Here is a 14,062-nt window from a genome sequence, read left to right on the forward strand (position 1 = left end):
AGCCTGCAGGCGCCCGATAGGGGCTGGTGCAGTGAACAGCAGCATCGAAATCGGAATCGACGAACGGGGGACCGCGGTTCACGTCAACGTGCAGGAACTGCTCGCGACGCGCCTGCTCGTGCAGGGCAATTCGGGGTCGGGCAAGTCGCACTTGCTGCGCCGCCTGCTCGAAGAGAGCGCGGGGCTGGTCCAGCAGGTCGTGATCGATCCCGAGGGCGATTTCGTGACCCTCGCAGACCACTACAGCCACATCGTCGTCAACGCGGGCGACTATAGCGAGCGCGAGATCGCGGCGATGGGCGCGCGCATCCGCGAGCATCGCGCATCGGTGATCCTCGCGCTCGATACCCTCGATATCGAGGCGCAGATGAGCTGCGCTGCGATCTTCCTGAACGCGCTGTTCGACGCCCCGCGCGAGCATTGGTTTCCGGCGCTGGTCGTCGTCGACGAAGCGCAGATGTTCGCCCCCAGCGCGTCAGGCGACGTCTCCGACACGGTCCGCCGCGCGAGCCTTGCCGCAATGACCAACCTGATGTGCCGCGGGCGCAAGCGCGGCCTCGCCGGCGCGATCGCGACGCAGCGGCTCGCCAAACTCGCGAAGAATGTCGCGGCCGAGGCAAGCAATTTCCTGATGGGCCGCACCTTCCTCGACATCGACATGGCGCGCGCCGCTGACCTGCTCGGCATGGAGCGGCGGCAGGCCGAGGCAATCCGCGACCTTGAGCGTGGCCATTTCCTCGGGCTCGGCCCGGCGATTTCGCGGCGGCCGGTCGCGGTCAAGATCGGATCAACCCAGACTTCGACGCGCGCCGGGACGCACGGCCTGCTCCCGCTCCCGAGCGCCGAGCCGCAGGATATGCGGACGATGCTATTCGCCGAGTTGGAGACGCAGCCTCTGCCGACCCCGGCTGTTGCGCCGCAACCCGTTGCGGCGCAGGACCTGATCCGCCAATTTGCCGAACAGGAGGCCGACGACGAAGCGCCCGTGGCCGCGCCCACATTGTTTCCCGAGGTCGAGGCGCTCGACGCCGAACCCGCGATCATCGCCGCGCTCGAGGAAATGCTCGCCGATCCCGACTGCGCCTTTCATCCCGAATCCTTTCTGTATCAGGACTTTTCGGTCCGTTGCCGGATGCAGCGGCTCGGGCGCGTGCCACTCGACCTGCCGCAATTCCGGCGGCGGTTCGCGCTCGCCAAGGGCGGCGTGTTCGATCCGGCCGACGCCAAGTGGCGCGAACTGCTCGAGGCCGCGAGCCGCCTGCCCGACGACATGCTCGCGCCCTTCGTCCAGATCGCGCGCGCCGCGATGGAGGGCAGTCCCTGCCCCGACGACGACGCGCTCGGCCGCGCCTATGGCACGCGCTCGCCGGGGCGCATCCGGCGGCTCGTCGAATATATGGAAAAGCAGGGCGCGATCGTCGTCCGCTCCGATTTCGGCGGTCGGCGTTCGATCGGCATCCCCGAACTGGGGCTGAGCACCGAGGCGGAGTAATCGAGACAGCGGGCCACCGCGAAGGGTCAGCCGATCCAGCCCGCCGTCTGCGCGAGCACCCAAAGGCCGATGACGAGAAACAGGGCCGCCGCCGCCATCCGGACCTTCGCGAGGTCGACGCGCTTCAGCAGCGCATTGCCCAGGAACACCGCCGGCACATTGGCGATCATCATCCCCAGCGTGGTGCCGGCGGTTACCAACGCCACATTGTGATACTGCGCGCCAAGCGCGACGGTCGCGATCTGCGTCTTGTCGCCCATCTCGACCAGAAAGAAGGCGACAAGCGTCGTCAGGAACGCCCCGAAACGCGGCTTTGGCGCGTCCTCATCCTCGAACTTATCGGGGATCAGCGTCCACGCCGCCATCGCCACGAACGACAGGCCGACCGCATAACGAAAAACCGGGCTATCGAGGAAAGCCGCCGCCTGTGCGCCCAGCAGCGCGGCAAGCGCATGATTGGCAAGCGTCGCGACCAATATGCCCAGGATGATCGGCAGCGGACGGTTGAACCGCGTCGCGAGCAGCATCGCGAGCAACTGCGTCTTGTCGCCGACTTCGGCGAGAGCGACGATCGCGGTCGAGGTGAACAGGGCTTCCATGAACAGACTCCGGGGCCGGGCGGCAGGCAATTCCAACGGACATCGTTCCCCGCCGCCCGGCCCGGACGGAAGGTTCGATGCCATTGGTCTCGCCCAAGCGGTGATCCGCTTCCTCCGCACCACGGCCTCTCGACCGAGTATGTTGACGCGGTGGCCCGTCCGATACCGGACGGCTGGCTACTCCCCAGATGACGGGCGCGCGTTAGACGGCTTTGCTGCCTCTGGCAAGGCTTGCGGTGTTTCGTCGGACGCGGCGGCCGCTCTGTCTGCCTCGGCGATATCGGCGTCCATCCGCTTCGCCCGCGCCTCGACCTCCTTCGCCGCCTTGTCATAGCGCTCGTCGAAGCTCGGCTCGTCATGGCACGCCGCCAGCAGGAGCATTGCCAGAAGGACGAGCCCCCGCATCAATAATCCTTCCGGTAGCGGATGCTGACGTTCGTCTGCCCCGACCCGCCTGCCTGGCTGAGCAGCGACAGCGCGCGCGTCAGGCTGATCTCGAGCTGCGTCGCGGTATAGCCGCGCGCGTCGGTGATCACCTCCAGATAGATGTCCTTGGTGATGTACTGCCCAGCGGCAAGCGCGGTCCCGCGCCCCGTCACATCGTCGGGACCGAGCACGCGCAACCGGTCGATTCCCGCCGCCGACTGCAGCGCACCGAGAGGGCTGAGGCCCCCGCCTCCGCTGCTCAGCGCGTTGAGCGATGCCGCGAGTTGAACCGCCTGCAGCGGCGACAGCGACGTGATCGAATCGCCGAACAGGATCCGCGACACGATCTCGTCCTGCGGCAGCCCCGGCACGCTGGAAAAAGCGACCTGCGGATTGCTCGCGCGGCCGGTGACCGCGACGGTCACGGTTACATTGTCGAAAGTGTCGCTCGCGAGCAGGCGCAGCGCGGGGTCGAAGGCGTCACCGGTGGGGAAGGTCACGCGCCCTTCCTCCAGCTCGAACGAGCGCCCTGCGAAATCGAGCGTCCCGCGCACCAGTTCGATCTCGCCGTTGACGCGCGGCGCGACCGTCGTGCCGCCGAGCTGGACGTCGGCCTGCCATTCGGATTCGAGCCCCATGCCCTTGACGTAGATCTGGTCCTTGGCGCGCATCCGGATATCGAGCCGGATCAGATCGAACAGGCTGCCCCCGACCGCCGCGAGCCCGTCGCCGCTGATCCGCCTGCGCCCGGTCGGCAGCTTCCGGCGCACGCCCGTCAGCACCGGCACGCTCGCCGCGCCTTCGCGCACGATGCGGTAGCGCGTCTCGGGAAGGCGCAGATCGCCCGAGAGCAGCGCGGCCTGTCCCGCGACCTTTTCGAGACGCAGCGTCCCCGTCGCGCGCGCGGCGATATTCTCGCTCTTCGCGAGCCGTGCATTGTCGAGCGTCGCGCTGATATCCATCGGGTAGCCGTCGGCCTGCGACAGGCTGACGAAGCCTTTCGCCTGCACCGTCCCGTCGCCTGCCTTCGCGCTCAGTTGCTCGATTTCCAGCCGGTTGCCGGTGAAACGGCCGTTCACGACCATGTCGGTCAGGCGCGTGCCATAGGCCTGGTTTTCATAGACCATCGCGTTGCCGCGCACGACGCCCTGCAAGCAGGGATCGCTGAGCTGGCAGCTGAAATCGGCGGCGACCGCGACCGGCCCCGATATGCCCTGGTTGGCCGGTCCGGCGAAGGAGTAGAGCGTATCGGCAGGGCCATTGTAGCGCAGCCCGCCGCTCAGCGGCGCGGCGCGCAGCCGCGTCAACCAGTCGCCAGCGCCGGGTCCGAGCGGACGCAGCGATGCCTGCAACCGTCCGATCACGCTGCCGCGCTTGCGCACGACCGCGCGCGCTTCGCCGCCGTCGCTCAGCAGCTTACCGGCGAAATTGATATCGACCGGCTGGCTGACCGAAGCGGCGGTTGTGCGTGTGAAGCCGGTGACGGTCAGCCGCGCATCGGCGCGCGGGAAAGCGTCGCTGTGCGCTTGTTCGAAATCGATGCTCCCCGTCGCGCGGCCGCCGAGCCCGAGGCCGGGATAGATGGCGTTGACGATCGCCATATTTGCGCGGTCGAGACGGCTCTGGATCATGATCCCCTCACCGAAGCGGCCGGCGATGCGCGCGCTGCTGCCGCGTTCGAGCGCGACCGTCGTCGGCAGCAGTTCGTAATAGTCGCGATGCGGAACGATGCGCGCGGGCGAGGTGGTGCGGAAATCGACGCCGGTCGCACGGCCGACGACCGACGCGCGCCACAATGCGGGCTGGAGGTCGGCGTTCGCGGCGATGCGGAACGGCACCCCGCTCTCCCCCTCCACCAGCGCCTGCGCTTGCCCGCGCCCGTCGCGATAGTCGATCTTCACGCGTCCGACGGCGATGTCATATTGGCGGATCTGCGTGTCGGCGACCTGGATGTCGGCAACGATATGCGGCCTGTCGTAGAGGACGATATCGGCGTCGACGACCGCCGAACCGACCGCGAGATTTGCGGCGCCCGGCAGGACGACGTTGTTCGCGCGAACATTGACCGCGGCCGCCTGATATCGCCCCTGCCCGCTCAGCCGGACAAGGCCGCCAAGCCCCTGTCCCGACGCGTCGAGCCGCCCGACGAACGGCCCCGCCGCGCTCTTTTCCAGCCGCCCGCTGAATCCGATCCCCGACAGATCGCCGCGCTCGATATCGATCGTCAGCGGCCCCGCTGCGGTGAGCAGCACGACGTCGGCCGAGAGCGGGCCATAGTCGGTCTCGCCCGTCGCGGCGAGACGATAGCCGTTGGGCGCGCCGGTGATCCGCGCGACCAGCTTCGCGAGCCCGATGCCCAGACCCGGCCGGTCCGCGGTCACGACCGCGCGCGGGTCGCTGACCGTCCCGGCAAGCTGGACCCCGACCGGTCCATAGTCGGTCGAATGCGCCCGCGCCGCGAGCTGGATATTGCCGCCCGGCGCATAGGTCCCCTGCCCCCCCGTCACGCGGAGCTTCGGCGCCGTCAGCCGCAAATTGGCGAAGCGGACGATCCCGTCGGTGCCATAGCGGACGTCGCCCGACGCAGTCGCATTGCCGCCTAGGAAATCGCGCACTCCGGAATTGAAGAGTTTGGTCGAACGCGCCCGGACGCGGCCGGCAATCTCGAACCCGCCGCGCGGCGCAGTCTTGAGGTCGGCGTCGGTATCGATGTCGAAGAGGCCGACGCTCTCGATCCGATAGTCGTTCACCCGCCCGTCGATCGCGCCGGTGTAGAACCCCTTGTTCAAATCGGCGATGACGATTGCCTTCGCGTCGATGCGCGGCGAGCGCAGGCGCAGATTGTCGCTGAGGATACGGCCGTCCTTATAGGCAAGGTCGCCGTCGAGCCGCACCTGCACCAACGTCCCGCCCGCGACGGTGTCGAGCCCGCGGATCCGTACCGCGCGCCCGGCCACGGGCACGAAAATCTGGTCGGCATCGACCCGCGCCTTGCCCGCCAGGCTCAGCGTTTCGACAACAATATCGTTGAACGCGAGACTGTTGGCATTCGCCTGATACGCCACCGTCGGTAGCGCGAAGGCGCCGTCAAGCGCAGCGGTCGCGCGTAGCCCGCTGCCACGCACCGATTTCGCGAGCGCATCGGGGCGCAAAATGTTGAGCGCGAGCCTCAGATCCTCGTACCGGTTGTTGCCCAGATCGACGCCCCCGCTGACGCCGAGCCGGACAGCGTTCGATGACAGCCGTCCGTCGATGTCGGCCTTTCGTTTGTCGAGCCGCGCGGTCAGGTCGATCGCGGTCTCGGGGCCCAGCAGCACCGCCGTCTGCCCCGCGAACAGCCGCGACGCCTGTGTCACACCTTTCATCGCCACCGTCCCGTCGCGCGCCGAGAGCGCGAGGTCGGCGAGCGGCCCGGCGCCGAGATGGGCGGTCAGCGCACCGTCCCAGCGCTTCCAGTCGCCGCGCCCGTCGAGCTTCGCGGTCAGCGTCTCCTTGAACCCGCCCATCGCCGCAAGCACGCCGCCCGCCGGAGCATGGAGGTCGAGCGTTATCGCCAGCCGGTTCTTGTCGGGCACGGCATCGAGAACGAGCGCGAGCTTGTCGCCCTTTGCCGTCCGGCCGATTGTCTCTGCGTTAGCCGTCACCTGCGCGCGGCGGTCGGCGATTGCGATCTTGCCATCGAGCGTCGCGACCTGCCGCTCGCCGGTGATCGCAGGCTCGAACACGAGCCGGTCGACGCGCACCTTCCGCACGTCGATATCCATGTCGGGCAGCAGGGGCTCGCCGGTGTCGGGGACCGGCTTGAACGCGGGCAATCGCTCGACCACCAGCGTCTGTGCGGTCGCCGAGCGGATGTCGATATGATTCTTCAGATATTTGAACGGCCGCCAGTCGATCCGCACTTCGGGCGAGCGGAGGAATATGCCCTTGGGATCGCCGAGGGTGAAGTCGCGGATGACCATCTCGCCGAACAGCGATCCGTCGAGCCGGCCGATGCCGATCTTCATCCCGTTCTCGAACCGATATTTCTCGACCTGGTTCGCGACGAAGCGCCGCCCCGCGTCGCTGTTCAGCCCGGCAAGGAACAGGCCGACGAGCGCGACCAGCCCGAGCAACGTCAGGCCGATCCATTTGGCGATCCACAGCGGCCAAGACCGGGTCGCCGTCTTGGGCGCCTCTTCCTCGGCCGCGATGATCGCGTCGTCGCCCATCAGAACGCCTGACCGATCGAGACATAGACGGTGATCCGCGCCTCGCCCGGACGCCGGTTGATCGGCGTCGCGAGGTCGAGCCGCATCGGCCCGAAATTGGTATAGAAGCGCCCGCCTATCCCGGCGCCGAAGCGCAGGTTGGAAAAGTCGGGGGTGGAGCCACGATAGACCTGTCCGGCGTCGAGGAAGCCGACGACGCCCCAATTGCCGAAGCGATAGCGCGCCTCGACCGCCGCCTCGTTCAGGCTGCGCCCGCCGATCGGATCGTCGTTGGGATCCTTGGGACCGAGCTGCAGATAGCCATAGCCGCGCACCGACCCGCCGCCGCCGGCATAGAAACGCCGCGAAGGCGCCAGCCGCTCGCGCGCCGCGCCGATGATCGACGCAACACGAACGCGGCCAGCCAGGACGATGCTGTCGGTCAACGGATAATAGGCGCTGCCATCGATTTGCGTTCGCGCATAAGGCGAGAAGCGGCCGGCGAGCGAGCCTTCGGGCTGGACGAGCGCGGTCAGGCGAAAGCCCTTCGTGGGATCGAGCAGGCTGTTGCTACGGTCGATGCCGACCTGTCCGCTTACCCCGAAGATCGTGTAGAAATCATTGTCGCGCACGCCCCGCGTAAAGTCATAATCATCTTCGCGCGTCGCGATCAGTTCGGCGCCGAGGGCATAGGTCAGCTTCTTCTGCCAGATCGGCGTCGAGTCATAGCTCATCCGCGCCGCAACGCGTCCGGTGATCGCGTTGAAGGCGTTATAGCGGCTGCGCGTCGCCTCGGTGATCAGCTCGAAGGTCCGGTCGCGCTTGCCCGCATTCGAGCGCCGCAACGTGACGCCGACGCCCTGTTCCTTCGTCCCGATCACCCCGCGCGCAATCAGCGCCCCTTCGGGCGGGAACAGGTTGCGGTGTGTCCAGCTGCCCTCGATCCGGATGCCCTCGCCGGTCCCGTAGCCCGCGGTCGCGGCGATTGTGCGCGGCGGCCCCTTTTCCTGCGTGACCAGCACCGTCACATATTCGGTGTCGTCCCCGGCGCTTTGACCGGTCGGCTGCGGTTCGACCGAAACCGCCGCGAACAGGCCGGTTGCGACGAGCGCTTGTCGCAAATCGTCAGCCATCCGGCTGTCGTAGATGTCCCCGCGCTTGAACCGCGCCAGCACGCCGACATGCTCGACGTCGAATGCGAGCTTGCCCGTCGTCTCGATGCCGCCGAAGCGGCCACGCGGCCCGATGTCGACCGGCAGCGTGTAGAGCCCCTTCCCCGTATCCCCGTCGAGAAGGACGTCCCGCTGCCCCACCTTGGCAAAGGGATAGCCTTCCTCGGGCAGCTTGAGGGCAAGCGCCGCCTCCGCGCCCTGCACGCGCTGCGCAACGATCGGCTCGCCGACAGCGAGCGGGAAATTGTCTTCGATCAGCTTTGGCGGCACCGTCGGCTTCGCATCGATGACGATGTCGGAAAAGCTGTACCGGACCCCCGGCTTGACGTCGATGAGCGCGGTGATCGGTTGGCTGCGCGCCGCCTCGACCGCCGCCGCATCGCTGCGGTCGGGGCGATCGCCGCGATCGATCCGCGTATTCACGACTGCATCATAATAGCCTTCTGACGCCAGGATGCGCGACATTAGCTCGGCGTCGGCGGACAATCGGGCGCGCAGCATCGCGATATTGTCGGCCTTTCCGTCGCCATCGTAGAGAGCGGACAGATCGCCGAACAGGTCGGCGAGATCGGCATCGGTGCTGTCATCGGGCGCCTCGAGCCCGGTGACCTTCACCGCATAGGCGATGCTGCGGTTCGCGTCGGCATCCTCGGGCGCGGCAAACTCGACCGGCGTGACGTCGAAGCTGTCGAGCGGTGGCAGCGGCGCCGCCAGTTCGGCATCGCTGATCGGCGCATCGCCAATCGCCTCGACGCTGTCGCCATCGGCGAGCGCGGGCACCGGCGTCCGGTCAACCCTGGGCACGTCCGCTTCGCTCGTCGAATCCTTTCGCGCATTTTCGCGCGCCTTCGCAGCCTCGGCCTGCCGCCGCTCGAATTCGGCGATCGATTCGAGCGGCTTGTCGAGTTCGGGATCGTCCTCGGCGCTGATCGGCGGGATCGAAGCCTTGAACTCCTCGTCCGAAATGATCGGCGCAACCTCTGGCAGCGCCACGTCGGCAGGAGGCGGGGTCGGCGCCGCAATGTCGGGAACCGAAGGTTTGTTCTCGACCTTTTCCGCAGCAGGCTGCGCCGCTGCGATCGTTTCCGCCTGCTGCGCATTCGCCGCATTCGCCACGGCGACGCAAAGCAGCGACGCCGACAGGATCAGAAGCCGCCGGGCCGCCACGGACGAAGATGCGCCATATTCGCGAGGGTTTTCAATCTGTGGCATCTGTTTCCGGCCGATGCCGACTTTTGGCTTGCGTGATGTGGCTGCGCAACCCAATTCTCCCCTTCTGCACAGCCAACGCTCCGCTTATGGGACAGTTCCGGCGAGGCCTCTCGCCTCACCGCAAATTGCTACAGGATTTCAGGCGTCTGCGCCGAAGAGGTCGCGGCTATAAACCTTGTCCTCCACATCCGCGAGGTCGCTCGTCACGCGGTTGGCGATGATCACGTCGGCCTCGGCCTTGAAGGCGTCGAGGTCGCGGACGACGCGCGAGTTGAACAGCCGGTCCTCCTCGATCAACGGCTCGTAGACGATGACCTCGATCCCCTTCGCCTTGACCCGCTTCATCACGCCCAGGATGCTGCTCGCACGAAAATTGTCCGACCCGGCCTTCATCGCGAGCCGGTGGATGCCGACGACGCGCGGTTGCCGCTTGATGATTTCCGATGCGATGAAATCCTTGCGTGTCGTGTTCGACGACACGATCGCCGCGATCAGGTTTTGCGGCACGTCCTTATAATTCGCCAGCATCTGTTTCGTGTCCTTGGGCAGGCAATAGCCGCCATAGCCGAAGGACGGGTTGTTGTAGAAGCTGCCGATACGCGGGTCGAGGCACACGCCCTCGATCACCTGCCGCGAATCGACGCCGTGCGTCGCGGCATAGGTGTCGAGTTCGTTGAAGAAGGCGACGCGCATCGCAAGATAGGTGTTGGCAAAGAGCTTGATCGCCTCGGCCTCGGTGTTGCCGGTCTGGAGGAGCGGTGTAGCGGGTTCGAGCGAGGCGTCGAGCAGCAGTCCGGCGAACTCGCCCGCGCGCGGATGCGTGTCGCCGACGATGATCCGCGACGGATGGAGATTGTCGTACAGCGCGCGACCTTCGCGCAGGAATTCAGGCGAGAAGACGATCGCATCGCTGCCGAGTTCCGCGCGCATCCGGTCGGTGAAACCGACCGGAATCGTCGACTTGATCACGATCAACGCCTGCGGCGCCAATTTCAACGCGTCGGCGATCACCGCCTCGACCGTGCTGGTGTTGAAATAATTGGTGTCGGGATCATAGTCGGTGGGGGTCGCGACAAGGACGAAATCGGCACCGGCATAGGCCTCTTCGCGATCAGTCGTCGCCACCAGGTCGAGCGGCCGGGTCGCCAGATACTCCTCGATCTCGGGGTCGGCGATCGGAGAGGTCTTTGCATTGATCATCGCGACCTTGCGCGCATCGATGTCGAGCGCGACGACGCGATTGCGCTGCGCCAGCAGCACGGCGTTGGAAATTCCGACATATCCCGTGCCGACGACGGTGATCTTCACTGATGCTGGGGGCAAGGCTTCGTCCTCTAGATGGTGCCGCGGCGTCCCTAGCAATTGCGATCCGGTCGCTCAACCGAACTCGCCGTCATCGGGTGCAATAGATGTCTCGGGCTCCAATTATGCCCGTTTCGTAGCAATCTGGGGCAGAAATGCTGGTGGCCAGACCCGACTTTTCAATTGGCCTGCCATTTTCCGGACGGTAAGGCCCCCATATGTTTCCTCTAAATGGCCGGTTTTCATCATGATTCCGCAATTGGTGACGCCCCGCCGTTTCGGCGACGACAGGGGATGGTTTTCGGAGACTTACCACGAGCAGCGCTTGCGCGACCTCGGGGTGACGGCAAAGTTCGTGCAGGACAACCACAGCTATTCGAAACAGGCGGGAACGATCCGCGGTATCCATTTCCAGCGCCCCCCACACGCGCAGGCGAAACTCGTTCGCTGCATCCGCGGGCAAATATTCGACGTCGCGGTCGATTTGCGCCGGGCCTCGCCGACCTTCGGCCGCTACGTCGCCGCCGAACTTTCAGCACAGAATGGGCGCCAGCTGTTCGTCCCGGTCGGATTCGGACACGCTTTCCTGACGCTCGAGGCGGATTGCGAGGTCATCTATAAGGTGGACGACTATTATGCTCCCGAAACCGAGGGCGGCATATGCTGGAACGATCCATCGATCGCGATCGCGTGGCCGGTGGTTGACGGCACGGAAACCTTTCCGATGTTATCCGCCAAGGATGCAGCCCTGCCTTTCCTGTCGGACGCCGATTTCGATTTCCCCTATGAGGGCACGCCGCTCGCACCATTGAACGAATAAGGAACACGCACGGGCATGACCGCTTCCAAGACCATATTGATCACCGGCGGCGCCGGATTCATCGGCTCGGCGCTCGCGCGGCATCTTATCGAGGAAAGCGAGCACCGGGTCGTCGTGCTCGATGCGCTGACTTATGCGGGCAACCTCTCGTCGCTCGCGCCGGTCAGCGGCAGCGACCGCTTCCGTTTCGTGCGCGGCGACATATGCGACCGCGCACTCGTCGAAAGTCTGATCGCGGACGTGCGACCCGACATCATCGCCCACCTCGCCGCCGAAAGCCATGTCGACCGGTCGATCGACGGCCCCGCCGCCTTCATCGAAACCAACATCGTCGGCACCTTCACCATGCTGTCGGCGGCAACCGATTACTGGCGCGCTCTTCCCGATCCAGACAAGGCCGGCTTCCGCTTCCACCACATCTCGACCGACGAAGTGTTCGGCGCGCTGGGTGACGAGGGCTTCTTCACCGAGACCTCGCCCTATGACCCGCGCTCGCCCTATTCGGCGTCGAAGGCGGGGTCGGACCATCTCGTCTCCGCGTGGCACCACACCTATGGCCTGCCGACGCTCGTCACCAATTGCTCGAACAATTACGGGCCCTATCATTTCCCCGAAAAGCTGATCCCGCTGATGATCATCAAATGCATCGCCGGCGAGCCGTTGCCGGTTTACGGGCGCGGCGACAATATCCGCGACTGGCTGTTCGTCGACGACCATGTCCGCGCGCTGCGCACCGTGTTCGAAAAGGGCGTCGCGGGCGAAAGCTATATGGTCGGCGGCAACAACGAACGCACCAATCTGCAGGTGGTCGAGGTCATCTGCGACACGCTCGACGGCATCGAACCGCGCGCCGACGGCCGCAGCTACCGGGAGCAGATCAGCTTCGTCGCCGACCGGCCGGGACATGATTTTCGCTATGCCATCGACGCGGGCAAGCTGCAGTCGGAGCTCGGCTGGGCGCCGCGCGAGAATTTCGAAAGCGGCATGGCGCGGACGATCCGCTGGTATCTCGACAATCGCGACTGGTGGCAGGACATATTGTCGGGCCGCTATCGGGGCGAGCGCCTGGGAATCGCGAAGTCCGCCTGATGCTGGACTTGCCGCTGCTGATCACCGGAGCCAATGGGCAGGTCGGAGGCGCGGTCGCGCGGTTGGCGCGCGACCGCGGTATCGCGTGCGAAACGCCGTCGCGCGCCGCGCTGGACCTGGCCGACGCGGCGTCGATCCACCGCCACATGGACGGCAGGCGCTGGCGCGCCATATTGAACTGCGCCGCCTACACCGCGGTCGATCGCGCCGAGAGCGAGCCCGTGCTCGCCCACGCCGTCAACGCGGTGGCCCCGGGGATTCTCGCCGACCACGCCGCCCGGCAGGACTGTCCGATCGTCCATGTCTCGACCGATTATGTCTTCGACGGCACCAAGGCCGAGCCCTATGTCGAAACCGACCCCGTCGCGCCGCTCGGCGTTTATGGCGCGTCAAAAGCAGCGGGTGAGATTGCGGTGCGCGCCGCCGCGCCCGTCACGCATGTCATCGTCCGCACCGCCTGGGTGTTGAGCGCCGGCGGCGCCAATTTCCTCAACACGATGCTGCGCCTGGGCGCCGAGCGCGACCAGCTGGGCGTCGTCGCCGACCAGCATGGCTGCCCGACCAACGCCGACGACCTCGCCGACGCGCTGCTCGCGATGCTGGACAGGGATCGCGCGCCCGGAACCTGGCACGCGGCCAACGGCGGCGAGACGACATGGCATGGCCTCGCCTGCCATATCTTCGGTCGCGCCGCTGCTGCGGGGCTCAAGGTGCCCGAGGTCCGCGCGATCGCGACCGCCGACTATCCGACGCCCGCGCGTCGGCCGGCGAACAGCCGGCTCGCGACCGGAAAATTGCACGATGATTTTGGCCTGACGCTGCGCCCATGGCAGGATGCGGTCGACGCGATCCTGGCCGAGCGGCTGGCACGATAGGGGGAAGACAAGATGCGCGGAATCATTCTGGCCGGCGGATCGGGAACGCGGCTCCACCCGGCGACGCTCGCGATCAACAAGCAGCTCCTGCCCGTCTATGACAAGCCGATGATCTATTACCCCCTGTCGACGCTGATGCTCGCCGGCATTCGCGAGATATTGATCATCTCGTCGCCCGAATATCTCGACAACTACCGCCGCCTGTTCGGGAACGGCAACGAACTCGGCCTCGCGATCGAATATGCGCTGCAACCGCGCCCCGAAGGGCTCGCGCAGGCGTTCCATATCGGGGCCGACTTCATCGGCGACCAGTCGGCGGCGCTCGTCCTCGGCGACAACATCTTCTTCGGTGCCGGTTTCCAGAAACTGCTCGCGAATGCCCGCGACCGGCAGCAGGCGGCCACAGTCTTCGCCTATCAGGTCGCCGACGCTCGCGCTTATGGCGTCGTCGAGCTCGACGACGACGGCCGCGCGCTCAGCATCGAAGAAAAGCCGGCGCAGCCGCGATCGAACTTTGCCGTCACCGGCCTCTATTTCTATGACAACCGCGTCGTCGACCTCGCGCGGCAGATCCGCCCCTCGGCACGCGGCGAACTTGAAATCACCGACCTCAACCGCCTCTATATGGAGGCAGGCGACCTCTATGTCGAACAGATGGGGCGCGGCTATGCCTGGCTCGACACCGGTACCCACGACAGCCTGGTCGAGGCATCCGAATTCGTTCGCGTCATCCAGAAGCGCACAGGCCAGATGATCGGCTGTCTCGAGGAAATCGCCTACAGGCAGGGCTTCATCGATCGCGACCAGCTGATCGAACGCGGCAAATTCTTCGCGAAAACAACCTACGGCCAGTATCTGCTAGAACTCTCGGAATAAGCCTCCGCC

General features: G+C 66.1%; 10 protein-coding genes. 5 read left to right on the top strand and 5 right to left on the bottom strand.

Going from position 1 to position 14,062, the window contains the following annotated elements:
- The first annotated feature begins 31 nt into the window (after positions 1–31).
- Positions 32–1,492, top strand: a complete 1,461-nt coding sequence (locus tag QOL79_RS10545; RefSeq protein ID WP_283419570.1) for a helicase HerA domain-containing protein — start codon at positions 32–34, stop codon at positions 1,490–1,492.
- Positions 1,493–1,518: 26 nt separating this feature from the next.
- Here the strand turns inward: QOL79_RS10545 and QOL79_RS10550 are convergent, their stop codons facing one another.
- The 5 genes from QOL79_RS10550 to QOL79_RS10570 all read right to left on the bottom strand — a co-directional run bounded on the left by QOL79_RS10550 (position 1,519) and on the right by QOL79_RS10570 (position 10,399).
- Positions 1,519–2,091 (bottom strand): TMEM165/GDT1 family protein, encoded by a 573-nt coding sequence (locus QOL79_RS10550; protein ID WP_283419571.1) that lies wholly within the window; start codon positions 2,089–2,091, stop codon positions 1,519–1,521.
- A gap of 177 nt (positions 2,092–2,268) precedes the next feature.
- Positions 2,269–2,496, bottom strand: a complete 228-nt coding sequence (locus QOL79_RS10555) for a hypothetical protein (RefSeq protein ID WP_283419572.1) — start codon at positions 2,494–2,496, stop codon at positions 2,269–2,271.
- Positions 2,496–6,728 carry a translocation/assembly module TamB domain-containing protein gene (locus tag QOL79_RS10560; RefSeq protein ID WP_283419573.1) on the bottom strand — a complete coding sequence of 1,411 codons (4,233 nt, stop codon included), beginning with the start codon at positions 6,726–6,728 and terminating at the stop codon, positions 2,496–2,498. The genes QOL79_RS10555 and QOL79_RS10560 overlap by 1 nt, the downstream gene beginning before the upstream one ends.
- Positions 6,728–9,091: an autotransporter assembly complex protein TamA gene (locus tag QOL79_RS10565; RefSeq protein ID WP_283419574.1), complete on the bottom strand. Its 2,364-nt coding sequence runs from the start codon at positions 9,089–9,091 to the stop codon at positions 6,728–6,730. Before QOL79_RS10565 ends, QOL79_RS10560 begins: the two co-directional genes overlap by 1 nt.
- 138 nt (positions 9,092–9,229) lie before the next feature.
- A complete protein-coding gene (locus QOL79_RS10570; protein WP_282947676.1) occupies positions 9,230–10,399 on the bottom strand; it encodes a nucleotide sugar dehydrogenase in 1,170 nt (389 codons plus the stop codon).
- 241 nt (positions 10,400–10,640) lie between these two features.
- Between QOL79_RS10570 and rfbC the strand changes: the two genes are divergently transcribed.
- From rfbC to rfbA, 4 genes are read left to right on the top strand one after another with little or no spacing between them, the layout of a single operon-like run.
- Positions 10,641–11,213, top strand: a complete 573-nt coding sequence (gene rfbC, locus QOL79_RS10575; RefSeq protein ID WP_282947675.1) for a dTDP-4-dehydrorhamnose 3,5-epimerase — start codon at positions 10,641–10,643, stop codon at positions 11,211–11,213.
- Between the two features lie 15 nt (positions 11,214–11,228).
- A complete protein-coding gene (gene rfbB, locus QOL79_RS10580) occupies positions 11,229–12,302 on the top strand; it encodes a dTDP-glucose 4,6-dehydratase (protein ID WP_282947674.1) in 1,074 nt (357 codons plus the stop codon).
- Positions 12,302–13,177 (top strand): dTDP-4-dehydrorhamnose reductase, encoded by an 876-nt coding sequence (gene rfbD, locus QOL79_RS10585; RefSeq protein ID WP_283419575.1) that lies wholly within the window; start codon positions 12,302–12,304, stop codon positions 13,175–13,177. The genes rfbB and rfbD overlap by 1 nt, the downstream gene beginning before the upstream one ends.
- Positions 13,178–13,189: 12 nt before the next feature.
- Positions 13,190–14,053 carry a glucose-1-phosphate thymidylyltransferase RfbA gene (gene rfbA, locus QOL79_RS10590; RefSeq protein WP_282947672.1) on the top strand — a complete coding sequence of 288 codons (864 nt, stop codon included), beginning with the start codon at positions 13,190–13,192 and terminating at the stop codon, positions 14,051–14,053.
- The last annotated feature ends 9 nt before the right edge of the window (positions 14,054–14,062 follow it).

The sequence above is a fragment of the Sphingopyxis sp. Geo48 genome (assembly GCF_949769155.1).
GTDB lineage: Bacteria > Pseudomonadota > Alphaproteobacteria > Sphingomonadales > Sphingomonadaceae > Sphingopyxis.